Origin of the sequence: Microbacterium istanbulense, from assembly GCF_037204145.1 — a bacterium.
GTDB lineage: Bacteria > Actinomycetota > Actinomycetes > Actinomycetales > Microbacteriaceae > Microbacterium > Microbacterium istanbulense.
The window spans coordinates 38,005-63,432 of the sequence record NZ_JBBDGN010000008.1 but is presented as its reverse complement, the minus strand read 5'-3'; the positions used below and the strand labels follow the sequence as shown (position 1 = coordinate 63,432).

The window sequence follows — 25,428 nt, the reverse complement described above, 5'->3', positions numbered from 1 at the left end:
GCGCGACATCAACACGAGCTTTGAAACCGTACTGACCCATCTCACGCGTTGGGCGGATTGGGAACATGAAAATGACGACTGACGACATCCGCCTGAATGGCACCGAGCGCGAGATGCGCGCCTTGATCGCGGAATCCGAGCACAACCGCCGCACCAATCCGGCACTAGAGGCTGAGCGCTACCGGCCTACTGAGTGGACTCCTGAGATGGAACGCGAGCTTGTCGAACGTGTGCACGGCGACGAGCGCGCCCGCATCGACCGTCTGATAGCAGAGCACAACGAAGCACAGAGGCACCGCTGACCCCTAGACCTCCTCTAGGTCGATTGGACTCCACCTAGGGGAACCTCCGCCGCGTATGGTGCCTACGCGCGGCACACGATGCCCTCCCTTCTTCTCACGTCTAGGGAGGGCATCGCTGTCTCTCTAAAACGATGCTCAGATGAGAGATGCGGCGAGCGCGAGCGGGTGCCGAGAATCCAAGCAAGCTCGCTCCAAAATCCAACCTCAGAACTCACACGATATTGAGTTGCGAAAACGTACGGGTTTATGAGAACCTGTAGCTATGAACAAGACGACCGGCACCAAGCTTGGCTATCTCCGCGTCTCGACGGGCAAGCAGGATGAAGCCCTCCAGCATGAGGCACTGGACACGGCTGGAGTGCTCAAGCGGAATCGGTACGTCGATCACGGCGTCTCCGGTGCCAAGACCTCACGCCCTGCACTTGACGCCCTCCTCGCAGACCTTCAGCCGGGGGATTCCATCGTGGTCTACCGGCTCGACCGCCTTGGGCGCTCTGCTCTGCACATCGCTCAGTTGCTCGCAGACCTCACAGAGCGCGGCATCTACATCGAGTCCATCGCGGACGGCCTGAACTCATCGACGCCGATGGGTAGGGCGATGCTCCAGATGGCATCGATCTTCGCTGAGATGGAGCGCAACATCATCGCAGAGCGGACGACGGCAGGACTCGCCGCCGCGAAGGCTCAGGGGCGCAAGGGTGGACGCCCGAAGGTGACCGACAGTGCAAAGGCTCGGAAGGCGCAGACCCTCCGGGACAGCGGCGAGAGCGTGCCCGAGATCGCCCGTACGCTGGGTATATCCGTCGCCACGGTTTACCGGATCACCAAGGCGACGGCGAGCGCCTGAAGACCGGGATGAGCTACGGCCTCGGACGGAATATCAGCTAGTCTTGCAGCCTCCGTGAGTGGGCCCCAGGATCTGTCTTAATCGGGAGGCCCACTCACTGAGAAGAGCGCTGACCCTGCTACGAGTCGGCCGACCGTGGGGCCTTGTGATGCTTCTTCAGCTTTGGCGGGTTAGCAGCCCAGAATACAACGAGGCCGCCGATCGGAAACACTACTAGAAGGACGCTCCAGATTACCTTTGCGAGCACCGAGAGGCGATCTAGGCGAATCGCTCTGACGACTGAGGCGATTACGAGTATCAGATAAAGAACGGCGACAAGCAGCACCCAGAGATGCGGCCCGCTAAATGCTTGTTCCAACTCGGGTTACCACCAAACTTTTCCGGTCGAGTTTACGTACGTGTGCCATTCAGTGTCCCAACCGATCGGAACCTTGTCCGCGATGAGATTCGATGTGAAAATGGCGCGAAGGTTGCGCGTTGACGTGGAGCCACTTTCATCGCACTTCTTGATGGAGATGGCATATCCAATAGTGCGATCAACCTTGCATGTCTGGTAACCCTGGTAGCCCCGGTACGAGGCCGTAACCCAGGCGCGTGTACCGTCATAGTAGAAGCGTCCAGTCTGCCTCCACGCGACAACGACGTTGTCGTAGGTACGCGTGAACGTCTTTGTTTGCACAGTTCCTGCTGCCGCTGCAGCAACCAAGGAATTGAAGTCGGCTGTGCTCATCGATCCGCGGGCCGACTGAAGGCTAGCTACTGAAACGACCTCAGGTGCTGATGTTTCGAGAGTTTCCTTGTAGACGCAGACGTCATCAGAGAGCTGAACTGCGGCCTTCTCTATTGCTTCCACGCATTGCTGATCGATCAATGGCCCTGAAGTCGCGGCATCTGTCGCACCAGCCCACGGTCCAGTAGCTGCGAAGGCGGGAGCCGACGCCACTCCACCCCATAGCGTAGCAGCCATCGACACGATGATCAGTGAACGAGTCAGCTTGCTTTTGTTCTTGGTCATTAGCGGTACCCCCCTGGCATCCGGTTCGTGGTGATCCTATGTCAGGGATTGGTGCTTCGGCAATAGAGGGCCTAGTCCGAGGGAGGGCTGCTACAGCTTCAGGCTGTCCACGATCTGCCGTTCCCGCTCTTCGTCGGCGTGCTGATAACGAAGACTGGAAGACACGTCCGTGTGTCCTGCCCGGTCCATGACCTCGCGCAGTGTTGAGTGGCGGGCATACTCGCTCAGATGGATGTGCCGGATGTCGTGAGGTCTCAGTGCATCGAGCGCGCACGAAGCCCGAAGCGGCTTGAAGGTGTAGCTGAACGCCTTGTACGTCATCCGCCTTCCCCAAGCGTTGACGAACACCGGGTGATCGGGAATCGGGACAGTACTCTTTGCGAGCCGTAGAAGGGCGTCTGTGACCTCCTGAGGCATCATCAGGACGCGCTTCCCGTCTGCATGGTGCTTGGTGCCTTCCTCAAGCCCGTACGGCGTCAGGTGACGGCGCACGGTGATCTTGCCCTTGCTCAGATCGATGTCTTGCCAGTCCAGCGCGAGGAGTTCCCCGATGCGGATTCCGGTTCCCAGCATCGTGAGGAGAGCAACCTCCATCTGAAGATCACCAGTCATCAGGATCATCATCCGGACATCCTCCGCGTGGAAGGTAGGACGCTTCGTGCTGAAATCCTTGGTTGCGCCCTCGATCATGCACGGCGATGTGCTGATCCTTCCCAAGCGGACGGCACGACTCATGACCATCCGCATAGTGGCGTAGCTCTGCTTGCGCGCGATGGGCTGGCCGTCCATCTTCTTCCACCACTTCACTACCGATGAGTAAGTGATGTCACCCAGGGGAGTGCCGCGGAAGGTCTTCAGATGCTTGTCCAGGTTCCGCACATGCGCGTGATAGGTGCTCGGTGCCCAAACGTGCTTCTTGGACTCGATGACCTCCAAGGCGAACCGGCCGAACTTCTCGCGTCCCTGAGGCGGTGGCTTGGGCGCGCTCTTCTGCGGCTCCTCGAACACTCCTGCTTGGAACTTGAGTGCCGCCATCGTGGCTTCGTCCTCGGTGGCGTAGGTACCCAGGGATACGTACTTGCTCTGCTCCGCATCCCAAACGCGAACCTGCCTGCGTCCAGAGGGGAGGACTCGCGTCCTTGGCTTGGTGTCTCTCATGTTGTGCTCCTTCATGTGCTTATACGCATCAGGAGCGGGAAAGTGCAGAAGTTGTTGGCACAAGTTGGCATGCGACCTGACCGACAGTCCTTCGTCCTTGCCCTCATGCGGAGTCCCGCGCTCCAAGGAGAAGCGCGACAACTGACGCGTATTCACCTCAACGCACCCCGGGACGCAGCGTCTCGGGGTGCGTTCGTTTCCGCACGGATGTGCGACCCTTGATACTGCCGTCATCAAACGGCTCACCCGATGCAGAGGACGGTCATGACGAGCGAAGCAACACCCGCGCCACGGCCGCTGAAGCGTCGGCGCAGCATCCTCGTCTTCTTCCGGGATGTGCTCGTCATCATCCTCATCGCGGCGCTGGTCTCATTCGTGGTGAAGACCTTCATCGTCCGCTCGTTCTACATCCCCTCCGGGTCGATGGAGCGGACACTGCTGGTCAACGACCGCATCCTCGTCGACGAGCTCACCCCGCGCTGGGCCGGCTACGACCGGGGTGATGTCGTCGTCTTCCAGGACCCCGGCGGATGGCTGCCGCCGCAGCCGCAGAGTCCGGCACGCCCGGCGCTGGTCGAGGCGGTCGATTGGGTGCTGACGTTCGTCGGCATCTCGACCTCCGACGCACAGGATCATCTCGTCAAGCGGGTGATCGGCATGCCAGGTGACCACGTGGTGTGCTGCAACGCTCTCGGCCAGATCACCATCAACGGTGCGCCGATCGACGAGTTGTCCTACCTCAACCTGCCCAAGGGTGACACCGCGGCATCCAACAGCGACTTCGATGTCACCGTGCCGGAGGGGTCGATCTGGGTCATGGGTGACAACCGTGACCGTTCGCAGGACTCGCGTGCGCATCAAGATCTGCCGAGCGGCGGATTCGTGCCGCTGGAGAACGTCGTCGGGCGTGCGTTCCTGACGACATGGCCGTTCGACCGGCTCGGACTGATCGACACCCACGACGATGTCTACCGTGCGGTGCCGGAGCCGGAATGACCGTCGTCGAGCCCACGCTGCGGCTGGAACGGTCGCTGCTGAAGGACGAGTTCGATCTGATCATCGCCCTTGATGAAGTGGGCCGTGGCGCTCTCGCGGGCCCGGTGGCCGTCGGCGCGGCGGTGATGGATGCCGCCGGGTCGCGGCGTCGCGTGCCCGCTGGGCTGCGTGACTCGAAACTCATCCCGGAAAGGCGCAGGGCTGACATGGCCGCCCACGCTGCCGGGTGGGTGCAGGCATCGGCTGTCGGATGGGCGACGGCCGCGGAGATCGACGACGTCGGCATCATCATGGCGCTCGGTCGTGCGGCATCCCGTGCCGTCGACGCCGTCAGCGGGGGAGCGGTGGATGCCGCGCGCACTCTGGTCATCCTCGACGGCAACCATGACTACCTCTCGCTCGTCCATCGCAGCCGACTGACCGTGCGCACCGTCATCAAGGGCGACCGCGACTGTGCATCGGTGTCGGCGGCCTCGGTGATCGCGAAAGTCGCCCGCGATGCGCAGATGGCGCAGTTCCATGAGAGCCATCCCGCCTACCGCTGGGATCGGAACAAGGGCTACGCGAGCGCCGAGCACCGTGAGGCCATCCGCACGCACGGGCTCTCACCGTTCCATCGCGCCTCGTGGGCGATCGCAGACGCCCCGACGTTGTTCTGAGCCGCCCAGGCGACCACGGGCGGCCGCGACTGCTCATAAGATGGAGTCATCATGGATGACGACGCCTTCGACGACTACGACCGCGAACTCGAGCTCGCGCTCTTCCGCGAGTACCGCGACGTGGTGTCGCAGTTCCAGTACGTCGTCGAGACGGAGCGTCGGTTCTACCTGGCCAACGATGTCAACGTCGTGCGACAGGACACCGAACACGACTTCTACTTCGAGATCTCGATGAAGGATGTCTGGGTGTGGGACATCTATCGCGCCGACCGATTCGTCAAGGCCGTTCGGGTATTGACCTTCAAGGACGTCAACGTCGAGGAGCTCCAGCGCCGCGAGTTCGAGATCCCCGACGAGCTGTCGCTCGACGGCAAGTGATCCGTCCGCTCTCCACAGCCTGACGGTGTGGGGCGACTCTCCACGGAGACCGTAGATATCGCCGACCTCGGCACCGCAGCCGCTATCGTGCCGCGCCACGCTGTGAGGCATGGCAGCGAAAGACGACCTGGGCCGAGCCGGTGAAGAGCGCGCCGCGGCGCACCTGAGCGCGCTCGGCTACGAGATTCTCGACCGCAATTGGCGATGCCCGCAGGGCGAGATCGACATCGTCGCCCGTCGAGGACGGGTGATCGCGGTGGTCGAGGTGAAGACGAGGCGCAGTGTGCGCTTTGGGCATCCGTTCGAGGCCATCGACGACCGCAAAAGGCATCGGCTGTGGTGCTTGGCCTACGCGTGGGCGCACGCGCATCGGGACGCTGCGCAGCAGGGATCACTGCGGCTTCAGGCGATCGGGCTGATCGGCGACGACCCCGCCACCGCAACACTCGAACACCTCGAGGACCTGCGGTGAGGACGGCGCGCACCTGGGCGGTCGCGTTGACCGGCGTGGACGGACATCTCGTCGAGATCGAGGCCGATGTCTCGCCGCAGACCCCTGACTTCCGGATCATCGGCCTGCCGGACAAGTCGCTGGGCGAGGCCGTCCAGCGTGTGTGGAATGCCTGCACGAACACCGGCCTGGACCTGCCGCGCAGGCGGCTAACCGTCAACCTGTCGCCGGCGAGCCTGCCCAAGCACGGCTCGGGATTCGACGTGGGCATCGCCGTGGCCGCCCTTGCGGCCGGCGGTGTGCTGCCTCATCGCACGGTCGGATCGACCGTGCACATCGGCGAGCTCGGACTGGATGGCAGGCTGCGGCCGGTCGCCGGCGTATTGCCGGCCGTGTTCGCCGCGGCACGAGCCGGGTTCGACCGCGTGGTCGTGCCGATCGCGAACCTAGCCGAGGCGCGCCTGGTGCCGGGCATCGACGTGCACGGTGCGGTCTCGCTCGGTGAGGTCGCCGCGCGGCATGGGGCGGACGTCGAGGAGCGTGAGCTCGAGGCCGTGCTGCTTCCGCTGCCGGAGCGACCGGATGCGGAAGAACTCGATCTCGCTGACGTCGTCGGGCAGGACGACGCCGTGACTGCCCTGACGGTCGCCGCGGCGGGCGGGCACCATCTGCTGCTGAGTGGTCCGCCGGGTGCGGGGAAGACGATGCTGGCACGCCGGCTCCCTGGCATCCTGCCGCAACTCGATGAGGAAGCGGCCCTGGAAGTCGCGGCCATTCGTTCGCTCACCGGCGAGCCGGTGCTCGCCCTCGACTCGCTGCCTCCGTTCGAGGCGCCGCACCACAGCGCCTCCGCCGTCGCCATGGTCGGGGGTGGTTCGCGGGCCGCCCGGCCTGGCGCGATCGTGCGCGCGCACCGCGGCGTGCTCTTTCTCGATGAGGCACCAGAATTCGCCCGCGTCGCCCTGGATGCCCTCCGTCAGCCGCTCGAGTCCGGGCGGATGGAGGTGCACCGGGCCGGATTCACGGCGAGCTACCCCGCGCGATTCCAGTTGGTGATGGCGATGAATCCGTGTCCCTGCGGCAACTACGGCGTGCGCGGGGCCGAGTGCACATGTCCGCCGATGGCGATTCGCCGCTATGGGGCACGGCTTTCCGGTCCGTTGCGCGACAGGATCGACATCGAACTGCACGTGGCGCGTGTCGCCGCATCGCGCGCGACGTCGGGGGAGCGGTCGACCGTGACGTCGGCAGCCGCGCGTGTACGCGTGCAGGAGGCGCGTGCGGCTGCGGCCGAGCGGTGGCGGGGTACGCCATGGAAGATCAACGGCGATGTGCCTGGTACACGACTGCGGCAGGGTTCTCTGCGGCTGCCGGGGGCGGTGCGGGCGCCCCTCGACCGTGCGCTTGAGCGCGGAAGCCTCACCTTGCGGGCGTATGACCGTGCGCTGCGCCTGGCATGGACGATGAGTGATCTCGAGGGCACGACGAGCCCTGGGGCCGACGAGATCGGACGCGCATTGTTCTTGAAGAAGGGAATGGCCGCATGAGCGGTTTCACCACGGACCACCTTCTCGCCGATGCGGAGATTCTCGCGGCTCTGCGCGGCATCGCCCCGACGAGTGATTTCGCCGAGACTGCGGCGCGCGCCGCCTGGTCGGTGCTCGCTGAGCCCGGTGACGGCGTTGCCGGGGCGCTGGTATCGGTGCACGGTGCGAGCGGTGCGCTGGCGGCGGCATTCTCGGATAGCGTGCTGCTCGGTGTCGGAGATGCCGCCTCGGCACGGGCGCTGTCCGAGGCACGGGGGCGCTGGCTGCCGCGCGCGAACGTTCGAGCGGTGCGCGATGCCGTGCGCGGCGCTCGTGAGGTCGGGGCGCTGCTGCTGGTGCCTGGCGATGCGCTGTGGCCCGAGCGGCTGGACGACCTCGGACCGCACGCGCCGCTCGCGCTCTGGGTACGCGGCGACGCGGGAGCGCTGTCGGATGCCCGGGCCGTCGCCATTGTGGGCGCGCGAGCGGCCACCGGATACGGCGAACACATGGCCGCCGAGCTTGCCGGAGATCTCGCGGCCAGCGGCGAGGTGATCGTCTCGGGCGGAGCGTACGGGATCGACGGGGCGGCGCACAGCGCCGCGGTCGGCTCCGGTGGGAGCACGGTGGCCTTCATGGCCGGCGGGGTCGACCGCCCGTACCCTGCCGGGCATCAACGGCTTTTCGAGCGGATCCGCAACCACGGCGCGATCATCAGTGAGGTGCCTTGCGGGGCCGCGCCGACCAAGTGGAGGTTCCTCGCGCGCAACCGGCTGATCGCCGCCGCGAGCACGGCGACAGTCGTCGTCGAGGCGGGGTGGCGTAGCGGATCCCTCAACACCGCGGGACACGCGTCTGCCCTGGGGCGTCCGCTCGGTGCCGTGCCTGGCCCTGTGACGTCTGCCGCCTCTGCCGGATGCCATCGCCTGTTGCGTGAGTACGACGCTGTCTGCGTGACCACGGCAGCGGAGGTGCGTGAATTGTGCGGAGACGATACCGAGACCGCCGCGCCATCGGCTCGGGCGACTCCTGAGCGCACGCGCCTACTCGACGCGCTCAGCTCGCGTGCGGCACGCGATACCGAAGAGCTCGCGAGGCGAAGCGGACTCTCAGTCGACCGGGTGCGCGCCGAACTGGGGCTGCTGGACCTGGACGGGATGGTCGTGCGCGAGGGACACCAGTGGCGGCGTGGCACATGAGCGCCGGCGCCGATTTCGCGGCACTCTGGAAACATGCGATACCCCGTCGCGGTCGAAGCCTTCACCGTGCACCTGGAGAAGGTGCGGCGGCTCTCGCCCGCGACCGTCCGCGCCTATCGCAACGACCTCCGTGATCTCGGCGACGGGGTCGCCGAGATGGACCTCGCGGAGATCGACCTGGAACACCTGCGGGAGTGGCTCTGGCGTGCCACGCAACGGGGCGATGCCCGCTCAACCTTGGCCCGCCGGGCCGCGGCGGCACGATCCTTCTTCGCGTGGGCTAAGGAGGAGGAGCACATCCCGGCCGACCCCAGCCTGCGCCTGGTCACCCCGAAGCGCTCTCGCACGTTGCCCGTGGTCGCCTCGCAGCTCGCCCTCACCGACATGCTCGACGCGCATCGTGAGCGCGCCGCGCAGGGCGACCCGATCGCCCTGCGCGACAGCGCCCTGCTCGAGCTCCTTTACGGCTCGGGCATCCGCGTATCGGAGCTGTGCGGCCTCGACGTCGATGACCTCGACACGCACCGCGCCACCGCTCGCGTGCTCGGCAAGGGCTCGAAGGAGCGTGTCGTGCCGTTCGGGCGGCCCGCGTTGGATGCGGTCACGGCCTATCTGACCCGTGCCCGGCCGGCCCTGGCGGCCCGGGGGGAGGATGGGAGTTCGGCGCTGCTGCTCGGCTCCCGGGGCGGTCGATTGGCGCCCCGCACGGTGTACGGCGTGGTGTCGCAGGCGCTCGCGCCGATCGTGGGCGCCGAGACCGTCGGACCCCACGCGCTGCGCCATTCCGCCGCGACGCACCTCCTCGACGGGGGCGCTGACCTGCGCGCCGTGCAGGAGATCCTCGGGCACGCCAGCCTCGGCACGACGCAGATCTACACGCACGTGTCGGCGGAGCGCCTCACCGCCGCGTACAAGATCGCGCACCCCCGCGCCTGAGCCGGCGGCTCCTGCCTCATGAGCAACACGGCAGCAGCACGGCCCGTGGCAGCTCACCGAACAGCGGCAGTGGGTTGAGGTAGTCCCCATGCCACCGCACACCCACGTGCAGCAGGCCCGGCGGTGTGTGACCACCGGTCGCCACGGTGCCGATGCTCTCGCCCGCTGCGACAACATCACCCGGTGTGAGATCAGAGGCGAGCGGCTCGAAGGTGACGACGAGGCCCGTCGCGTGCTCGATCGTGAGCAGCGGACGATCCACGACTGTGCCGCGGAACGCCACGACGCCGTCAGCCGGAGCGCGCGCAGCGGACCCGACCGGGGCGGCGATATCGATGCCCCGGTGACCCGGCCCGTACTCATGCGCGGGGGCGCGGAAGGGCTCGACCACGCGCCCCTGGTCGTCCACCGGCCAGCGCCACCGCGGGTCGACGTCGGGCAGCTCATTGTCCTGCCCCGCGGCCTGTCCGCCGACCGCCGACTGCAATCCCGAGGCATACCCGGGTGTGACGGGGGCAGACAGCAGTAGGCCGAGTGCCAGGGTCGCCGCGATGGCGCACCGGCGGTGCGTCCGGGAGGAGGACCGAGCGATCACAGGTTGTGCCATCACCCCAGCCTTCCGCGTGTGAACCTGCGCGAAGGCGACGGAACCCGGGGGCGGGGGAGAAGTCGCCGCGTGATGCCCCCGGGGGAGAGCGAACCGCACCCGTGGCTCGCCGCCGTGCGCACCCCGATCCTGTATGCTGGTCGATGCACCTCGAATCCGAGGTGACTACGCGTGCCCATTTGCGACTTCGGTCGTGGCATCCGCACCCACAGGTCCACTCTCACGAGCAGGCGGGTGTGTGCCGGGCACCAGGACAGTCGGTCAGTCGATCGGCGAATCAACCTCAACGGCGCGCACGCGCCAGAACAAGGAGACGACCATGGCTGTGGTCACCATCCGCCAGCTGCTCGACAGCGGCGTGCACTTCGGACACCAGACCCGCCGGTGGAACCCGAAGGTGAAGCGCTTCATCCTCACCGAGCGCAGCGGCATCCACATCATCGACCTGCAGCAGTCGCTGTCGTACATCGACAAGGCCTACGACTTCGTCAAGGAGACCGTCGCACGCGGCGGCACCATCCTCTTCGTCGGCACCAAGAAGCAGGCGCAGGAGATCCTCGCCGAGCAGGCTACCCGCGTCGGCCAGCCCTACGTCAACCAGCGTTGGCTCGGTGGCCTCCTCACCAACTTCTCCACCATCGCAAAGCGTCTGGCCCGCATGAAGGAGCTCGAGGAGCTCGACTACGAGAACCCGGCCGCCTCGGGCTTCACCAAGAAGGAGCTGCTGCTCAAGAAGCGCGAGCTCGACAAGCTGCACAGGTCGCTCGGTGGTATCCGCAACCTCTCCAAGACCCCCTCGGCTCTGTGGGTCGTTGACGCCAAGCGCGAGCACCTCGCCATCGACGAGGCCAAGAAGCTCGGCATCCCCGTGACCGGCATCCTCGACACGAACGCCGACCCGGACGACTTCCAGTACCCGATCCCCGGCAACGACGACGCCATCCGTTCGGTGTCGCTGCTGACGCGCATCATCGCCGACGCTGCCGCCGAGGGCCTGCAGCAGAAGCACAACCCTGACGCGGGCGACGCTGAGCCGCTGGCCGAGTGGGAGCGCGAGCTGCTCGAGACCCCGGCTTCCGAGACCCCGGCTGACGCCCCGGAGCTCGTCGAGGCTCCCGAGGTCGCCGCCGCTGACGCTGCCGGTGCCGAGGCACACGACGAGGCCATCGCCGCCGCGTCGGGCGAGGACGTCGCTGACGTCGCCGCCGCCGAGGCAGCCGACTCCAAGTAATCCCCGCGAACACAAGCAAGGAGCCACCACACATGGCCAACTTCACCATCGCCGACATCAAGGCGCTGCGTGAGCAGCTCGGGACCGGAATGGTCGACACCAAGAACGCACTCGAGGAGGCTGACGGCGACATCGCCAAGGCCACCGAGATCCTGCGTCTGAAGGGTGCCAAGGGCAACGCCAAGCGCGCTGACCGTTCCACCAGCGAGGGCATCATCGTCGCTCGCGAGCAGGACGGCGCCGTGACGCTCATCGAGCTCGCGTGCGAGACCGACTTCGTCGCGAAGAACGACCGTTTCATCGCGCTGGCCGACAAGGTCGCCGACGCCGCTGCTGCGGCCGGGGCCGACTCGGTCGAGGCTGCTCTCGCGGCCGCTGCCGGTGACCAGACCGTCGAGCAGCTGATCTCTGACGAGGCAGCCATCATCGGCGAGAAGGTCGAGCTTCGCAAGGTGCGCACCATCACGGGTGAGCACGTCGAGGTCTACCTGCACCGCACCAGCAAGGACCTGCCGCCGCAGATCGGTGTCGTCGTCGCCTACACCGGTGACGACGCCGCGACCGCGCGCAGCATCGCCCAGCACATCTCGTTCGCCAACCCCACCTACCTCAGCCGCGAGGACGTCCCCGCAGCCGACGTGGAGAAGGAGCGCGAGATCGTCACCGAGATCTCCCGCAACGAGGGCAAGCCCGAGGCCGCCCTGCCGAAGATCGTCGAGGGCCGCGTCGCCGCGTTCATCAAGCAGGTCGCCCTGCTCGAGCAGGACTACGCCAAGGACAACAAGCTGTCTGTGGCGCAGGTCGCGAAGGACGCCGGCATCACGGTGACCGACTTCGCGCGCTTCAAGGTCGGCGCGTAACGACTGCAAGGGGGTTCGGATCCGACAGATCCGAACCCCCTTCTTCATGCCCACGAGGCACTATCTTGAATCGGGACGAGAGGACCACATCCATGACTGAACGCACCGGACGCCGCCGCGTCCTGCTCAAGCTCTCCGGCGAAGCCTTCGGTGGCGGACAGCTCGGCGTCAACCCCGACGTCGTTGGCCAGATCGCCCGTGACATCGCCGCAGCAGTCGACCGCGTCGAGGTCGCCGTCGTCGTCGGTGGCGGCAACTTCTTCCGCGGCGCCGAGCTCAGCCAGCGCGGCATGGATCGCGGCCGTGCCGACTACATGGGCATGCTCGGCACCGTCATGAACGCGCTCGCCCTGCAGGACTTCCTCGAGCAGGCCGGCGCCGCCACCCGCGTGCAGTCCGCCATCTCGATGACCCAGGTCGCCGAGCCCTACATCCCCCTGCGCGCAGAGCGCCACATGGAGAAGGGGCGCGTCGTGATCTTCGGCGCCGGCGCCGGTCTGCCGTACTTCTCCACCGACACGGTCGCTGCGCAGCGCGCCCTCGAGATCGGTGCACAGGAGGTGCTCGTCGCCAAGAACGGCGTCGACGCCATCTACACCGCAGACCCCAACAAGCACGCGGATGCCGAGCGCATCGACCGTGTCACCTACCGTGATGCGCTCCAGCGCGGACTCAAGGTGGTCGACTCCACCGCCTTCAGCCTGTGCATGGACAACAACATGGACATGCACGTGTTCGGCATGGAGCCGGCAGGCAACGTCACGCGCGCGCTGCTCGGCGAGAAGATCGGCACGGTCGTCACCGCCTGACCGTGTGCGCACCGGTTCGGTGCACCTCCAACGATAGAATCACCCGAAACCCCTCGACGATAGGAGACCCCGTGATCGCGGATGTCCTCGCTGAAACCACCGCACGAATGACGCGCGCGGTCGATGCCGCCAAGGAGGACTTCGCGACGGTCCGCACGGGACGCGCGAACCCGCAGCTGTTCCAGAAGCTCCTCGTGGACTACTACGGAACGCCGACGCCCCTCGCGCAGCTCGCCTCGCTGGCAAACCCCGAGGCACGCAGCCTGATCATCACGCCGTACGACAAGTCGGCGCTGAAGGCCATCGAGCAGGCGGTGCGCGACATGCCGAACCTCGGCGCTAACCCGACCAACGACGGCAACATCGTGCGCGTCACGATGCCGGAACTCACGGCCGAGCGTCGCAAGGAGTACGTCAAGCTCGTCAAGTCCAAGGGCGAGGATGCCAAGGTGCACGTCCGTGGCATCCGCCGCAAGGCGAAGGACGAGTTGGACGCGCTCAAGAGCGAGGTCGGCGAGGATGAGATCGCACGCGGCGAGAAGGAGCTCGACGCTCTGACCCGTCAGCACGTCGATCTCATCGACGACGCGCTCAAGCGCAAAGAGGCTGAGCTTCTCGAGGTCTGACGCGGATGTCTGGCGATTCCGAGGCTGAGGACCGTCCACTCACACGCCGCGAGGTGCGTGATGGGGATGCTCCTGAGCAGACCCCGGCCGACGCGCCGGGGGAGGCGGAGGACACCGAGACTCCGGTTCGCGGCGTGCCGCTGACCGATGCGGCCTTTCCGTCGTTCGACGCATCGGTGATCCCGCCACGCCCGCCGCTGCCTGGCGACTCGTCACCCGATGGTGATGTGCCCGATCCTCGGCGGCCGAAGACGGGTGACCATGCGGCCATCCGCGAGCAGCTCCGTGCTGCGCGGGACGACTTCGAGTCGCACGTCTCGCATGCGCGCGATCAGTTCGAGCAGACGAACGAGCGCATCAAGCAGCGCACGGGGCGTGACCTGCTCGTCGCGATCGGCATCGGGGTCGCCTTCGGCGCACTGCTGGTCGGATCGTTGGTGTTCTTCAAGGCGCTCTTCCTGCCGCTCGTGCTCGCCGCCGCGCTGCTGGGCATCTACGAACTGTCCCGGGCCATGCGCACCGGCGGTCGACGCGTCGACATCGTTCCGCAGCTGATCGGTGGAACCGCGATCGTCTGTACGGCGTTCTTCGCCGAACTCTGGCTGTGCTGGGTCGTGCTGTTCGCCTCCGTCGCTTTCGTCAGCGTGTGGCGGATGGTCGCCCAAATGGTCGCCAAAGATGGCCGCACCTATGGTGACGTGCTCTCTGACGTGCTCGTGGGCGGGTTCATTCAGGTCTACGTGCCCTTCCTCGCCTCGATCGCGCTGATGCTGCTCATCCGCGAAGGCGGGGAGTGGTGGGTCCTGTCGTTCATCGTCATCGCGGTCGTGGCCGACACCAGCGCCTACGCCGCAGGCCTTGCCTTCGGCAAGCATCCGATGGCGCCTCGGATCTCACCCAAGAAGACCTGGGAAGGCTTCGCCGGTGCGGTGATCGGCTCGCTCGTCGCCGGTGTGCTGCTGGCCATGTTCCTGTTGCACCTCGAATGGTGGTGCGGACTCATCCTCGGTGCCGCGATCCTGCTCTCGGCAACACTCGGAGATCTGGGTGAGTCCATGCTCAAGCGCGACCTCGGCATCAAGGACATGAGCTCCTGGTTGCCCGGTCACGGCGGACTGCTCGACCGGCTGGACAGCATCCTGCCGTCGACGGTGCCTGCTCTCGCCCTCTACTACCTGCTCGCGCCGTGGACGGTGGCCTGATGACTGACGACGACTCCGCCCGCGCCTCCTTCCCGGTGGTGACCGGCAAGGCCAAGGGCTATCACCGCGCCGCGGTCGACACCTTCCTGGACGCCGCGCGCCGGGCATTCGAATCGGATGACGACGCGCTCACGGCCGATGACGTGCGGCTCGCGTCGTTCCCGATGGTTCGCGACGGGTATGCCGTCGAGGATGTCGACGCAGCCCTTGCACGCGTGGAGGATGCCTTCGCTGCCCGTGCGCGGGCCCGCGCGGTGCGGCGCGAAGGTGTGGAGAACTGGGTGGCGAAGGCGCGCGCGGACGCGCAGGTGATCCTCGATCACCTCGGTCGTGACCGCCGGCACCGCTTCGCGCGCACCGGATTCCTCACCTTCGGATATCGCAAGGATGAGGTCGATCACGTGACCGACCGCATCGCGGGCTTTCTCCGCGACGGTGACGAGCTGACCGTAGAGCAGGTGCGCAAGGCGGCGTTCCGTATGCAGCGCGGCGGCTATCGCGAGGAGCAGGTCGACGCGCTGCTGGACGCGACCGTCGAAGTCATGCTCGCCGTGCGGTGAGCTCTCATGGAGGATTCAGGCAGTCCCGCGTATACTCATGCCCATCGTGACTCCCGATAACGAACTGATCTCGTCCGCGCGCCCGGCCGCTCCTCAGCGGCCCGCCGCGCGCCGCAGCAGCACACGGCGACCGATCGTCGCCATCCTCGCATCGTTCGCGGTTGTCGGATTCTCCGCCGCGATGATCGCCCCCACCGGCATGGCCGTCGCCGACCCGGCGACGGATGAAGACACCGTGACCGCGTATTCGCTGGCGGCCGCAGACACGCAGAACCTCACCGTCACGGTCGAGGGTTCAGACCTCGCCCCGCAGACGCGCGGCACCTTCGAGGTGTACGTCAAGCCGAAGCCGAAGCCCGTTGTCGTCGCGGAGACCGCATCGTCTGGTTCGACCTCGAGCGGCGCGCCATCCGCACCGCGATACAGCGGGGGAGGCTCGAAGGACCAGTGGATGAGCGCCGCCGGCATCCCGCAGAGCGACTGGGCGTATGTCGACTCGATCGTTTCGCGCGAGAGCGGCTGGAACCCGAACGCGACGAACTCCTCGTCTGGTGCGTGCGGCCTGGTGCAGATCTACCCCTGCTCGAAGGTCGCCAACGCATACAATCCCGTAGTCAACCTGACCTGGGGCAACAGCTACGCCAACGGTCGCTACGGCAGCTGGGCCAACGCGTACGCCTTCTGGCAGCGCAACCACTGGTGGTAAGCCGCCGACATGCCGCGATCGCGTAGACGCCGCCCGGAGCCCCGCGACCACGATGAGTCTTTTGACCGCCTGCTCGCGGGGTGGAAACGCACCGAGACGCGCCGGGGCCAGGAGTGGACCGTGCAGCCCGTCTCTGCGGTCCAGGCGGTCAAGGCCTACGTGTGTCCTGGTTGCGGACGCACGATCGAACCTGGGACGGCCCATCTCGTTGCCTGGCGCGCCGACGGTGTGCTCGGCGAGGCGGCCGACCTTGCCGCACGACGACACTGGCATTCAGCCTGTTGGAGGATTGCATGACCCTGGAGATCCGCGGACCGGTCGAGCTGCCGGCGCAGCGTGAAGACATCGAGCTGGAGACGGCAGACGGGCTGACGCTCGTGGGCGAGCTCGCCACTCCGGAGCATCGGTCGCCCGTCGCGACGTTGGTCACGCTGCATCCGCTGCCTACCGCCGGCGGCTTCATGGATTCGCACATCATCCGCAAGGCGGCCGCCCGCTTGCCGGCTCAAGCCGATCTCGCCGTGCTGCGTTTCAACACCCGCGGTACGACGTCTCCGCGGGGTACCAGCGATGGTGCCTTCGACGGGGGGGCTTCCGAGCAGTTCGATGTGGCCGCAGCGATGGACTTTGTTCGGGGCCGGGGCCTGCCGCGTCCCTGGCTGTTGGGCTGGTCGTTCGGCACGGAACTCGCCCTGAAGTATGGTCGCGACCACGACATCGAGGGCATCATCCTGCTCTCGCCGCCGCTGCACCGCGCCACCGACGCCGAGGTCGCCGCGTGGGCGTCGAGTGGCCACCGTGTCGTGATCCTCGTGCCCGAGTTCGATGACTACCTTCGCCCCGACGAGGCCAGGGAGCGCTTCGCGTCCATCCCCGACGCCACGCTCATCGCCGTCGAGGGCGGTAAGCACCTGTGGGTCGGTGAGAATCAGACGCGCCGCGTGCTGACCGAGATCGTCGCAGCCGTCAACCCGAACGCTCTGCCCCTCGCGACGGTCTGGGAGGAGTGAGCGTCACAGCTCGTTCATCCTGGGGATGACCACCTGGCGGTAGATGATCAAGATGCTCGCCGCGACAGGAATGGCGATCAGGGCGCCCAGCAGGCCGAGCAGCGAGCCGCCGGCCAGGGCAGCGACCACAACGACAGCGCCCGGGACCGAGACAGCGCGGCTCATGATCCGCGGGTTGATGAAGTATGCCTCGACCTGCATGTAGATCAGGTAGTAGATGGCGGCGGCCAAGGCGGTCGCGGGGGAGCCGAGCCCGGGGATCAGGCAGATCAACACGATGATCGTCGAACCGGTGAGGGTGCCCACCAGGGGGATCAGCGAGAAGAAGAACGCGATGACAGCCAGCACCGCCGGGAACGGCGCCTGGATGATCGTGAGATAGATCGCGCTCAAGACGCCGTTGATCACGCCGAGCGTCACCTGCCCCATGACGTAGTAGCCGACAGAGTCGGTGATCTGCTCGCCCAGGTCGATGAACCGGTCGCGCTTGGATGCCGGCACGAGCTGGTACACCGCCGCCTTGAGCGACGGCGTCGAGGCGGTGAGGTAGATCGTGAGGATCAGCACGATGAAGGCGCCGAACACGCCGCTGACGATCGCGGTGCCGACGACCACGACGCTTTCCGTGATGGTGCTCCAGTTGCCGATCAGCCAGCCTGTGGCGTTGCTGAACATGTCGTCGATGAAGCTGCGCTGCAGCCCAGGGAAGATGCCGAGGATCCACTCCTTGACGTCGTCGATGTGCGTGCTCTGCAGATAGAAGGTGATCTGTCGCACCAGCTGGCCGATCTGATCGATGAGGATCGGCAGGATCATCCACACGATTCCGGCGAAGATCGCCAGCACGCCGAGCACGGTCGCCAGCACAGCCCCCCATCGGGGCAGTCCCTTGCGCTCCAGGAACGAGACGAGCGGATCAAGGCCGAGACTCAGAAACAGCGCGGTGCCGACGTACAGCAGCACGGTGGATAGGGTCTGGGCGCTGCTGATCAGCACGATGCCGAGACCGACACCGAGGGTGGCGACCAGCGCCGTGCGGAACGGGCTGTGAATCTTCATATGCGCGTCGAACCTCCTGGTCAGCAAGCCTAGTTCGTGGGTAATGTCCAGGTGGTTTCGCTAGGCTGGAATGTCGAGCGGAGACTGTCGGCGCATGGCCGCAGTCACGTAAGGAGTTGATTCGTGCGTTTCGTATGGGCCGTCGTGGCCTTCGTGCTTGCCACGGTCCTGATCGGTGCGGGTATCGCCCAGCGCACGATCTTCATGGGGCCATCCGAGATTCAGATGGAACTGACCGTCGATGACCCCGAGCCCTACGTGCTCGTCGACAGCGAGGTGCTGCGCGCCAACGAGGGCCTGCAGACGCTGCTCGTGCGCGGAGAAGGCGATCTGTTCGTCGCCTACGGTCGCACGGCCGACATGACGGCCTGGCTCTCGGACACGGCCTACAACCATGTCTCACTCGACACCGCGGAAGACGGCACGTCGACGGCCACGACGGAGCACGTCGATGCCGCTCAGCCGGCCGAAGACGGAGCCGAGACGTCGGGGCGTAACCCCGCCGGTTCCGACCTGTGGCTGGACTCGTTCAGCGATCAGGATTCGGTCGTCGCCCGGCTGCAGCTCACCGAGGGCAACAGCGTGCTGATCGCGAAGGACGGTGTGGAGGCCGCGCCCACCGACATGCTCGTCTCTTGGGAGCAGGACACCCGGACGCCCCTCGCCGGCCCACTCATGGTGGCCGGTGGCATCGTGCTCGCGGCCGGTCTCGTGCTCTACGTGCTGGCCATCCGTCACCAGCGTCGAGGACGCGGCCCGCGTCGCAAGGGCTTGGGCCCGCTGCCGGAAACCCAGCCGATCACCACGGTTGCTGGGGCGGACGACGTGCGTACCGACGCAGACGACGCATCCGACGTGAAGGATGCCGATGCGACGCGCCGATCCGACGAGAGCGGTACCGCGCAGCGGCGTGCCGTGCGCCGCCGGCTGGCCATCGGTGCTCCGGCGCTGGTGCTCACCGCCGCTCTCGCCACCGGGTGCTCGGCCGACTCCTGGCCCGAACTGCAGGGCCCGTCGGCCACACCATCGCCGACCCCGACCGTCGTTGCGCCGGAGAACCAGAAACCGCCGGCCGTCACCGAGGGGCAGGCTGCCCGGATCGTGCAGGAGATCACCGACACGATCACGAAGGCCGACGAGGACCTCGACATCGACCTCGCCGCGACCCGGTACGACGGAGCCGCGCTCGCGGCGCGCACGACCGACTACACCTTGCGCGCCAAAATCAAGGATCGTGAGGCTCCGACAACGGTGCCGCGTGAAGACATCACCGTGCTGTTGCCCGAGGCCACCGACGCCTGGCCCCGTTCGGTTCTCGTGCTGACCGTCGCCGAAGGCGATGACACCGTGCCGCCGGTGATGCTGACGATGACCCAGGTCGACCCATGGGCGGACTACAAGGTCACCGATGTGGCCGAGATGCCCGCCTCCGGCGAGTTCCCCGACGTCGCCCCGGCCTGGCTGGGAGCGACGAAGGTGCCCGCCGAGTCGCCGTTCCTCATGCTGCCCCCGGCCGAGCTCGGCGCAGCCTTCTCAGACTTGGTCGACTCCGGTGACAAGAGCGAGTACGCGGGCAGTTTCGACGAGGTCACGCAGACGCTGGTCGCTTCGATCCAGGAGAGTCGCGCGGCGGTCGTGAAGAACCTCGCCAAGAAGGGGGCGTCGAAGACGACCAAGGCGGCCTTCAATATGGAGCCGACCGAGATCGAGCCGTTGTCGATGGCGACGCTGGACAGCGGTGCGATCGTCGCGATTTCGGTCGCCGACCTCGAGACGATCACTCCGACGACCTCCGACGCCGTCATCCGTTTCGGCGACAACGCGGAGGCGAAGGCGCTCACCGGGGCATCCGAGTCGGCCAAGGGCGTGCGCACCACTTACGGCCTGCAACTCTTCTTCGCCGTTCCCGCCCAGGGATCGTCTGAGCAGATCCGCCTGCTCGCCGTGCATCAGGACCTCCTCAGTGTGAAGGTGATCAAGTGAACGACATCTCTCCGGCCGCCCTCCGCGGCGCGGTCGACCTCTCCTCGCTCCGCAACCGTCCCCAAGCGGGAAGCGCACCGGCACCGGCATCCGGAGCGCCGACCGGCGGTGTCGTCGTGGACGTGACCGACGCGTCATTCCCGCAGGTGCTGGAACTCTCGCGCACGGTGCCCGTGGTCGTCGACCTGTGGGCCGCCTGGTCGGAGCCGAGCATGCAGCTCTCCCCGCTCATCGAGAAGGTCACGCGCGAGCAGAACGGTCGGGTCGTGCTCGCCAAGGTCGACGTCGACGCCAACCCGCAGATCGTCCAGGCCTTCCGGGCGGAATCGATCCCGCTCGTGGTCGCGCTCGTCGCCGGGCAGCCCGTGCCGATGTTCACGGGTGCGACCCCAGAGGAGCAGGTGCGCGACGTCTTCTCTCGACTGCTCGAGCTCGCCGCGCAGAACGGTGTGACCGGTTCGGTGCCGACCGACGGCGCGGATGCCCGCGACGCCCCGGAGGAGGCCGCCGAGGCCCCGCTCCCGCCACTGCACGCGGAAGCGTACGAGGCGATCGAGGCCGGTGACTACGCGCGCGCGGTCGCGGCCTACGAGAAGGCACTCGCCGAGAACCCTCGCGATGAAGATGCCAAGGCAGGACTCGGGCAGGTGCGCCTGCTCGATCGCGTGCAGGGCCTCGACCTGCAGCAGGCCCGCGAGGCGGCCGCGGCGGCACCGCGCGACGTGCAGGCCCAGTTCGCCGTGGCCGACCTCGACATCTCAGGCGGACACGTCGCGGACGCCTTCGATCGTCTGCTCGATCTCTTCGCGGCTGTGCCCGTCGACGAGCGCGCAGCCGTGCGCGAGCGACTCGTGGAGCTCTTCGATCTCGTCGGGTCGGCTGACCCGCGCGTCGCCGCCGCCCGCACCCGCTTGGCGTCGCTGCTGTTCTGATCCGACACCCGTTGACGACGAAGGCCGGCCCCTCCGTGGAGGGACCGGCCTTCGTCACATCTCAGCCGCGCGACGCGGTCGGAACGTGCGGCTCCGGCTGGTACCGCAGCCAGATCGTCGAGAGGCCGGGCAGGGTCAGCTTGGCGATCGCGGCACCGTCATCCGTCTCCGGGTGGGCGGTGACGACCCCGTAGTTGCCGGCACCGCTGCCACCGAACTCCGCAGCATCCGTGTTGAGCACCTCCTGCCACACACCCTCGACCGGCAGCGCCAGGCGGAAGCCCGTGTGTGTCGCACCGGCGAAGTTGGTGATCGAGACGAGACGGCCGCCGTGACTGTCCCGTCGCTCGAACGCCACGACGCTCGGATCCCAGGTGGGCCCGCCCAGGCGCGTGAACGAGGAGCTGTCGTTGTCACGCTCCCACAGCGGCGGCTGCGTACGGTACACGCCGTTGATCGCGCCGACGAGCTCCTGCAGCTGCCGGTGAGCGGGCTGGTCGAGCAGCCACCAGTCCAGATCGCGGTCGACCGACCATTCGCCGATCTGCCCGAACTCCTGCCCCATGAACAGCAGCTTCTTGCCCGGGTGGCCCCACATGTAACCGAGGAAGGCACGCACATTCGCGAGCTTGTGGGCGTGATCGCCCGGCATCCGCGAGATCAGACTGCCCTTGCCGTGCACGACCTCGTCGTGGCTGATCGGCAGGAGGTAGTTCTCGCCGAACCCGTACACGAACGAGAACGTGATCTCGCCCTCGTGGTGCGAGCGGTGGATGGGGTCGCGCTTCATGTAGACGAGCGAGTCGTTCATCCAGCCCATGTTCCACTTGAAACCGAAGCCGAGGCCGGCGCGGTTGGTGGGGGCGGTGACGCCAGGGAAGGCGGTGGACTCCTCGGCGATCATGACGATGCCCTTGTGCGCCTTGTAGGCCGTGGCATTGACCTCCTGCAGGAAGCGAATCGCCTCCAGGTTCTCGCGACCGCCATGGATGTTCGGCTCCCACTCGCCGTCGTTGCGGGAGTAGTCGAGGTAGAGCATCGACGCCACGGCATCCACCCGCAGACCGTCGACGTGGAACTCGCTCATCCAGTACAGGGCATTCGCGACGAGGAAGTTGCGCACCTCGTTGCGTCCGTAGTCGAAGATCAGCGTGCCCCAGTCCTGGTGCTCGCCGCGCCGCGGGTCCGGGTGCTCGTACAGCGCCTGCCCGTCGAACCGGGCGAGCGCGAACTCATCCTTGGGGAAGTGCCCCGGCACCCAGTCCATGATCACGCCGATCCCGGCCTGGTGTAGCCGGTCGATCAGGTACCGCAGGTCGTCGGGCGAGCCGTAACGGCTCGTCGGGGCGTAGTAACCGGTGACCTGGTAGCCCCAGGAGCCGCCGAAGGGGTGCTCGGCCAGCGGCATGAACTCGACATGCGTGAAGCCCGTGGCACGCACGTGCTCGATCAGCGGTTCCGCCGCCTCGCGATAGCCGAGGCCGCCGCGCCACGAGCCCAGATGAACCTCGTACACCGACATCGGCTGCGCCACCGCGTGCGTGGCCGCGCGGCGGGTGAGCCAGGCGCCATCGCCCCAGGTGTATGAACCCTGCGTGACGACGGATGCCGTCGCCGGCGGTACTTCTGCCGCCTGGGCCATCGGGTCGGCCTTGAGCAGCCAACGGCCATCAGCCGCGAGAATCTCGTACTTGTAGCGGGCTCCGATGGGGACGTCGGGCACGAACAGCTCCCAGACGCCGCTCGACCCCATCGAGCGCATGGCGTGCCCCTCGCCGTTCCACGAGTTGAAGTCGCCTACCACCCGCACGGCCTTGGCATTGGGGGCCCACACAGCGAAGTCGACGCCATCGTCACCGTCGAGCGACAGAGGGCGCGCGCCGAGCACGTCCCACAGGCGCTCGTGCCGGCCCTCACCGATCAGGTGCAGGTCGATCTCGCCCAGCGCGCTGAGGTGCCGGTACGGGTCAGCAGCGACGAGCTCATCGCCGCCGGCGTACACCGTGGCGATCTTGTACGGCACGGGAGGTCCGTCGTGACGCCCCTCCCAGATGCCGTGTGCGACGTGGGCGAGAGCCAGGCGGCTGCCGTCATCGAACACGGCCTCGACCGATTCGGCGAGTGGCCGACGGGCGCGGATGGTCGTGGTCGTTCGGCCCAGAGAATCGGTGTCCGGGTGTGCGCCGAGCACCGAGTGCGGGTCATGATGGGCCGCACCAGCGATCGCCGCCCAGTCGGGGGAGGCCGTGACGTCCTCGATGTAGCTCATGCTCGCTCCTTCACCCTGAGGATGTGTACCGGCTCGGCGAAGGCGTCGAGCCGCACGTAGTTGTGGTCCCGCCACGTCCAGGTCTCCCCGGTGAGCAGGTCTTCGACCTCGAACTCGTCACCCGGGGTGACACCCCATATGCGCGAATCCAGGTGCACTGTTGTCTCACGCACCGAATGCGGGTCGACGTTCGCAATCACGAGGATCGTGTCCGACGAGCCGGTTCCGGTGAACTCGGCATCCAGATGCTTGGAATAGACCAGCACCGCGTCGTCATCGCTCCAGTGGAACGAGATGTTGCGCAGCTGTCGCAGTGCGGGATGCGCACGGCGAATCTCGTTGAGGCGGCGGAGGAGCGGCGCGAGCGAGTCGCCGCGCTCCTCGGCACCGGCCCAGTCCCGCAGCTTGAACTCGTACTTCTCGTTGTCGATGTTCTCTTCCGAACCCGGACGTGCGACGTTCTCGAACAGTTCGTAGCCGGCATAGACACCGTAGGTGGGCGCCGAGGTGGCGGCGATGCACGCACGGATGCGGTACGCCGCACGGCCGCCGTACTGCAGGTACTCGGTGAGAATGTCGTGCGTGTTCACGAACAGGTTCGGGCGCATGTAATCGGCGGTGTCCTGCGAGACCGTCGTGAGGAACTCCTCGAGCTCGGCCTTGGTGTTGCGCCAGGTGAAGTAGCTGTAGCTCTGCTGGAAGCCGACGGCGGCCAGCGCGCGCATCACCGCCGGGCGCGTGAAGGCCTCCGCGAGGAAGATCACGTCAGGGTCGGTGGCGTTGACGGTCGCGATCAGCCACTCCCAGAACTGCAGAGGCTTGGTGTGCGGGTTGTCGACGCGGAAGATCTTCACGCCCTGGCCCACCCAGTGCTGCACGACGCGCAGCATCTCCTGGTAGATGCCCTCGGGGTCATTGTCGAAGTTCAGCGGATAGATGTCCTGGTACTTCTTCGGCGGGTTCTCGGCATAGGCGATCGTGCCGTCGGGCAGGGTCGTGAACCACTCCGGGTGTTCGGTGACCCAGGGGTGATCGGGAGAGGCCTGCAGCGCCAGGTCGAGTGCGACCTCCAGGCCTTCGGCTTTGGCTGCTCGGACGAACGCGCGGAAGTCGGCCGGCTTGCCGAGCTCGGGGTGGATGGCGTCATGGCCACCCTCCGGCGCTCCGATCGCGTAGGGGGAACCGGGGTCGCCCGGCTCGGTGGTGAGCGTATTGTTACGCCCCTTGCGGTTGGTCGTGCCGATCGGGTGGATCGGCACGAGGTAGATGACGTCGAAGCCCATGTCGGCGACAGCGGGCAGACGCTTGGCCGCCGTGCGGAATGTGCCGCTCTTGATCGAGCCGTCCTTCAGGCGCTTGGCGCCCTCAGAGCGGGGGAAGAACTCGTACCAGGCACCCACGCCCGCGCGGGTGCGTTCCACGGTGATCGGCAGCCACACGGTGTGTGCGCCGAGGCTGGCGAGCGGCCGGGCAGCGAAGTACGCCGCCAGGGTCTCGTCGATGGCGAGGGCGTGCAGGGTTTCTGCATCCGCTCCGTCCAGCCGGGCGGCTGCGGCCTTCAGCGCCTTCTTCTCAGCGGCCGGGCGATCCTTCTCTGCGGCGGCCTGCAGCAGCAGCTGAGCACCCATCGTTCCCATCAGCGGCACGTCGACCCCGGCCAGCGCCTTGACCTCGGCGGCGTGCGCCCAGGTCGCGAAGTCGTCGGCGAAGCCTTCGAAGCGGTAGCTCCACCCACCCTCGGCGACGAGCTCGACCTGCGCGCTCCAGCCGTCGGTACCGTCGGCGTCCGCCGTGAGGCGGTGCAGGCTCTCGGTGCCGTCCGGGTCGCGCAGCCGCAGGTGCACCCCGATGATGTCGTGCCCTTCGCGGAAGGCGACGATGCGGAACGGCACGACCTCGCCGGAGAACGCCTTGGCGGGGAAACCGTCAGGCACCAGGGGCGACGGATCGGTCAGGGGGATGCGCCCCATCGACGAACCGCCGCGGTCGTCGGTGACGGCCGCAGGCCGTACCGGGATGAGTGCGGGGCTCGTGAACCCCGCGGGACGAGATGCGTTTCGTGCGACCACACCTTGAATGTACAGCCCAGCGTGGGGTGCGTCACGCC

At 66.9% G+C, this 25,428-nt stretch carries 26 protein-coding genes; 20 read left to right on the top strand and 6 right to left on the bottom strand.

Translation table 11 applies throughout. The features are described 5' to 3' along the window. Window positions 1-71 precede the first annotated feature (71 nt). Window positions 72-302, top strand: coding sequence for a hypothetical protein (locus WDU93_RS09640; protein ID WP_337319977.1), 231 nt, complete (start codon window positions 72-74; stop codon window positions 300-302). Between the two features lie 262 nt (window positions 303-564). Further along, window positions 565-1,149, top strand: a complete 585-nt coding sequence (locus tag WDU93_RS09635; RefSeq protein WP_337319974.1) for a recombinase family protein — start codon at window positions 565-567, stop codon at window positions 1,147-1,149. A 364-nt stretch (window positions 1,150-1,513) separates the two neighbouring features. Here WDU93_RS09635 and WDU93_RS09630 read toward each other — a convergent pair whose 3' ends face one another. Continuing rightward, entirely contained in the window at window positions 1,514-2,164 is a 651-nt protein-coding gene (locus WDU93_RS09630) for a hypothetical protein (protein ID WP_337319972.1), read from the bottom strand. Between the two features lie 90 nt (window positions 2,165-2,254). Next, on the bottom strand, window positions 2,255-3,322 hold the full coding sequence (locus tag WDU93_RS09625) for a tyrosine-type recombinase/integrase (RefSeq protein WP_337319970.1): 1,068 nt from the start codon (window positions 3,320-3,322) through the stop codon (window positions 2,255-2,257). Window positions 3,323-3,586: 264 nt separating this feature from the next. On the opposite strand from WDU93_RS09625, the gene lepB reads away from it, so the two are divergent. The 7 genes from lepB to WDU93_RS09590 all read left to right on the top strand — a co-directional run bounded on the left by lepB (window position 3,587) and on the right by WDU93_RS09590 (window position 9,467). After that, window positions 3,587-4,318, top strand: coding sequence for a signal peptidase I (gene lepB / locus WDU93_RS09620; protein ID WP_337319968.1), 732 nt, complete (start codon window positions 3,587-3,589; stop codon window positions 4,316-4,318). Next, entirely contained in the window at window positions 4,315-4,977 is a 663-nt protein-coding gene (locus WDU93_RS09615; protein WP_337319965.1) for a ribonuclease HII, read from the top strand. Before lepB ends, WDU93_RS09615 begins: the two co-directional genes overlap by 4 nt. A 51-nt stretch (window positions 4,978-5,028) precedes the next feature. Continuing rightward, window positions 5,029-5,355: a DUF2469 family protein gene (locus WDU93_RS09610; protein WP_337319962.1), complete on the top strand. Its 327-nt coding sequence runs from the start codon at window positions 5,029-5,031 to the stop codon at window positions 5,353-5,355. A gap of 109 nt (window positions 5,356-5,464) precedes the next feature. After that, window positions 5,465-5,827, top strand: coding sequence for a YraN family protein (locus WDU93_RS09605; RefSeq protein WP_337319959.1), 363 nt, complete (start codon window positions 5,465-5,467; stop codon window positions 5,825-5,827). Then, complete coding sequence (locus tag WDU93_RS09600) at window positions 5,824-7,353, top strand: YifB family Mg chelatase-like AAA ATPase (RefSeq protein ID WP_337319956.1); 1,530 nt, start codon at window positions 5,824-5,826, stop codon at window positions 7,351-7,353. Before WDU93_RS09605 ends, WDU93_RS09600 begins: the two co-directional genes overlap by 4 nt. Continuing rightward, window positions 7,350-8,531 (top strand): DNA-processing protein DprA, encoded by a 1,182-nt coding sequence (gene dprA, locus WDU93_RS09595; RefSeq protein ID WP_337319953.1) that lies wholly within the window; start codon window positions 7,350-7,352, stop codon window positions 8,529-8,531. The genes WDU93_RS09600 and dprA overlap by 4 nt, the downstream gene beginning before the upstream one ends. A gap of 33 nt (window positions 8,532-8,564) precedes the next feature. Next, a complete protein-coding gene (locus tag WDU93_RS09590) occupies window positions 8,565-9,467 on the top strand; it encodes a tyrosine recombinase (RefSeq protein WP_337319951.1) in 903 nt (300 codons plus the stop codon). A gap of 16 nt (window positions 9,468-9,483) precedes the next feature. Here WDU93_RS09590 and WDU93_RS09585 read toward each other — a convergent pair whose 3' ends face one another. Beyond that, a complete protein-coding gene (locus tag WDU93_RS09585) occupies window positions 9,484-10,074 on the bottom strand; it encodes a murein hydrolase activator EnvC family protein (protein ID WP_337319948.1) in 591 nt (196 codons plus the stop codon). A 319-nt stretch (window positions 10,075-10,393) separates the two neighbouring features. On the opposite strand from WDU93_RS09585, the gene rpsB reads away from it, so the two are divergent. The 9 genes from rpsB (at window position 10,394) to WDU93_RS09540 (ending at window position 17,078) form a co-directional block, all read left to right on the top strand. Continuing rightward, window positions 10,394-11,305, top strand: a complete 912-nt coding sequence (gene rpsB, locus WDU93_RS09580; RefSeq protein WP_337319946.1) for a 30S ribosomal protein S2 — start codon at window positions 10,394-10,396, stop codon at window positions 11,303-11,305. A gap of 32 nt (window positions 11,306-11,337) precedes the next feature. After that, the gene (tsf, locus tag WDU93_RS09575) at window positions 11,338-12,165 is read left to right on the top strand and encodes a translation elongation factor Ts (protein WP_337319944.1); all 828 of its coding nucleotides are present in this window, start codon (window positions 11,338-11,340) and stop codon (window positions 12,163-12,165) included. A gap of 92 nt (window positions 12,166-12,257) precedes the next feature. Then, window positions 12,258-12,974, top strand: coding sequence for a UMP kinase (gene pyrH, locus WDU93_RS09570; RefSeq protein WP_337319942.1), 717 nt, complete (start codon window positions 12,258-12,260; stop codon window positions 12,972-12,974). 71 nt (window positions 12,975-13,045) lie between these two features. Then, window positions 13,046-13,600 carry a ribosome recycling factor gene (gene frr / locus WDU93_RS09565; protein ID WP_337319939.1) on the top strand — a complete coding sequence of 185 codons (555 nt, stop codon included), beginning with the start codon at window positions 13,046-13,048 and terminating at the stop codon, window positions 13,598-13,600. Between the two features lie 5 nt (window positions 13,601-13,605). Then, on the top strand, window positions 13,606-14,802 hold the full coding sequence (locus WDU93_RS09560) for a phosphatidate cytidylyltransferase (protein WP_337319937.1): 1,197 nt from the start codon (window positions 13,606-13,608) through the stop codon (window positions 14,800-14,802). Then, window positions 14,802-15,362 (top strand): DivIVA domain-containing protein, encoded by a 561-nt coding sequence (locus tag WDU93_RS09555; RefSeq protein WP_337319936.1) that lies wholly within the window; start codon window positions 14,802-14,804, stop codon window positions 15,360-15,362. Before WDU93_RS09560 ends, WDU93_RS09555 begins: the two co-directional genes overlap by 1 nt. A 46-nt stretch (window positions 15,363-15,408) precedes the next feature. Then, a complete protein-coding gene (locus WDU93_RS09550) occupies window positions 15,409-16,068 on the top strand; it encodes an aggregation-promoting factor C-terminal-like domain-containing protein (protein ID WP_337319934.1) in 660 nt (219 codons plus the stop codon). A 9-nt stretch (window positions 16,069-16,077) separates the two neighbouring features. Then, window positions 16,078-16,365 (top strand): hypothetical protein, encoded by a 288-nt coding sequence (locus WDU93_RS09545; protein ID WP_337319931.1) that lies wholly within the window; start codon window positions 16,078-16,080, stop codon window positions 16,363-16,365. Then, window positions 16,362-17,078 carry an alpha/beta hydrolase gene (locus WDU93_RS09540; RefSeq protein ID WP_337319929.1) on the top strand — a complete coding sequence of 239 codons (717 nt, stop codon included), beginning with the start codon at window positions 16,362-16,364 and terminating at the stop codon, window positions 17,076-17,078. Before WDU93_RS09545 ends, WDU93_RS09540 begins: the two co-directional genes overlap by 4 nt. Before the next feature lie 3 nt (window positions 17,079-17,081). Here WDU93_RS09540 and WDU93_RS09535 read toward each other — a convergent pair whose 3' ends face one another. Then, window positions 17,082-18,137, bottom strand: a complete 1,056-nt coding sequence (locus WDU93_RS09535) for an AI-2E family transporter (protein WP_337319926.1) — start codon at window positions 18,135-18,137, stop codon at window positions 17,082-17,084. A 123-nt stretch (window positions 18,138-18,260) separates the two neighbouring features. Between WDU93_RS09535 and WDU93_RS09530 the strand changes: the two genes are divergently transcribed. Both WDU93_RS09530 and WDU93_RS09525 read left to right on the top strand, forming a co-directional pair. Next, window positions 18,261-20,120: a DUF8094 domain-containing protein gene (locus tag WDU93_RS09530; RefSeq protein WP_337319924.1), complete on the top strand. Its 1,860-nt coding sequence runs from the start codon at window positions 18,261-18,263 to the stop codon at window positions 20,118-20,120. Then, the gene (locus tag WDU93_RS09525) at window positions 20,117-21,052 is read left to right on the top strand and encodes a tetratricopeptide repeat protein (protein WP_337319922.1); all 936 of its coding nucleotides are present in this window, start codon (window positions 20,117-20,119) and stop codon (window positions 21,050-21,052) included. The genes WDU93_RS09530 and WDU93_RS09525 overlap by 4 nt, the downstream gene beginning before the upstream one ends. Window positions 21,053-21,113: 61 nt before the next feature. On the opposite strand, the gene glgB is transcribed toward WDU93_RS09525, so the two are convergent. Continuing rightward, window positions 21,114-23,321 carry a 1,4-alpha-glucan branching protein GlgB gene (gene glgB, locus WDU93_RS09520; RefSeq protein WP_337319920.1) on the bottom strand — a complete coding sequence of 736 codons (2,208 nt, stop codon included), beginning with the start codon at window positions 23,319-23,321 and terminating at the stop codon, window positions 21,114-21,116. Then, entirely contained in the window at window positions 23,318-25,291 is a 1,974-nt protein-coding gene (locus WDU93_RS09515) for an alpha-1,4-glucan--maltose-1-phosphate maltosyltransferase (protein WP_337320203.1), read from the bottom strand. Before WDU93_RS09515 ends, glgB begins: the two co-directional genes overlap by 4 nt. Between the last annotated feature and the right edge of the window lie 137 nt (window positions 25,292-25,428).

What these genes read in the sequence shown, in the direction of transcription:
- WDU93_RS09535 (WP_337319926.1), bottom strand. Translation starts at nt 18,137, where the DNA reads ATGAAGATTCACAGCCCGTTCCGCACGGCGCTGGTCGCCACCCTCGGT.
- WDU93_RS09515 (WP_337320203.1), bottom strand. Translation starts at nt 25,291, where the DNA reads ATGGGGCGCATCCCCCTGACCGATCCGTCGCCCCTGGTGCCTGACGGT.
- WDU93_RS09640 (WP_337319977.1), top strand. Translation starts at nt 72, where the DNA reads ATGACGACTGACGACATCCGCCTGAATGGCACCGAGCGCGAGATGCGC.
- glgB (WP_337319920.1), bottom strand. Translation starts at nt 23,321, where the DNA reads ATGAGCTACATCGAGGACGTCACGGCCTCCCCCGACTGGGCGGCGATC.
- WDU93_RS09540 (WP_337319929.1), top strand. Translation starts at nt 16,362, where the DNA reads ATGACCCTGGAGATCCGCGGACCGGTCGAGCTGCCGGCGCAGCGTGAA.
- tsf (WP_337319944.1), top strand. Translation starts at nt 11,338, where the DNA reads ATGGCCAACTTCACCATCGCCGACATCAAGGCGCTGCGTGAGCAGCTC.
- WDU93_RS09615 (WP_337319965.1), top strand. Translation starts at nt 4,315, where the DNA reads ATGACCGTCGTCGAGCCCACGCTGCGGCTGGAACGGTCGCTGCTGAAG.
- WDU93_RS09590 (WP_337319951.1), top strand. Translation starts at nt 8,565, where the DNA reads ATGCGATACCCCGTCGCGGTCGAAGCCTTCACCGTGCACCTGGAGAAG.
- dprA (WP_337319953.1), top strand. Translation starts at nt 7,350, where the DNA reads ATGAGCGGTTTCACCACGGACCACCTTCTCGCCGATGCGGAGATTCTC.
- pyrH (WP_337319942.1), top strand. Translation starts at nt 12,258, where the DNA reads ATGACTGAACGCACCGGACGCCGCCGCGTCCTGCTCAAGCTCTCCGGC.
- WDU93_RS09610 (WP_337319962.1), top strand. Translation starts at nt 5,029, where the DNA reads ATGGATGACGACGCCTTCGACGACTACGACCGCGAACTCGAGCTCGCG.
- rpsB (WP_337319946.1), top strand. Translation starts at nt 10,394, where the DNA reads ATGGCTGTGGTCACCATCCGCCAGCTGCTCGACAGCGGCGTGCACTTC.
- WDU93_RS09635 (WP_337319974.1), top strand. Translation starts at nt 565, where the DNA reads ATGAACAAGACGACCGGCACCAAGCTTGGCTATCTCCGCGTCTCGACG.
- WDU93_RS09605 (WP_337319959.1), top strand. Translation starts at nt 5,465, where the DNA reads ATGGCAGCGAAAGACGACCTGGGCCGAGCCGGTGAAGAGCGCGCCGCG.
- WDU93_RS09555 (WP_337319936.1), top strand. Translation starts at nt 14,802, where the DNA reads ATGACTGACGACGACTCCGCCCGCGCCTCCTTCCCGGTGGTGACCGGC.
- WDU93_RS09585 (WP_337319948.1), bottom strand. Translation starts at nt 10,074, where the DNA reads ATGGCACAACCTGTGATCGCTCGGTCCTCCTCCCGGACGCACCGCCGG.
- WDU93_RS09545 (WP_337319931.1), top strand. Translation starts at nt 16,078, where the DNA reads ATGCCGCGATCGCGTAGACGCCGCCCGGAGCCCCGCGACCACGATGAG.
- lepB (WP_337319968.1), top strand. Translation starts at nt 3,587, where the DNA reads ATGACGAGCGAAGCAACACCCGCGCCACGGCCGCTGAAGCGTCGGCGC.
- WDU93_RS09625 (WP_337319970.1), bottom strand. Translation starts at nt 3,322, where the DNA reads ATGAGAGACACCAAGCCAAGGACGCGAGTCCTCCCCTCTGGACGCAGG.
- WDU93_RS09630 (WP_337319972.1), bottom strand. Translation starts at nt 2,164, where the DNA reads ATGACCAAGAACAAAAGCAAGCTGACTCGTTCACTGATCATCGTGTCG.
- WDU93_RS09560 (WP_337319937.1), top strand. Translation starts at nt 13,606, where the DNA reads ATGTCTGGCGATTCCGAGGCTGAGGACCGTCCACTCACACGCCGCGAG.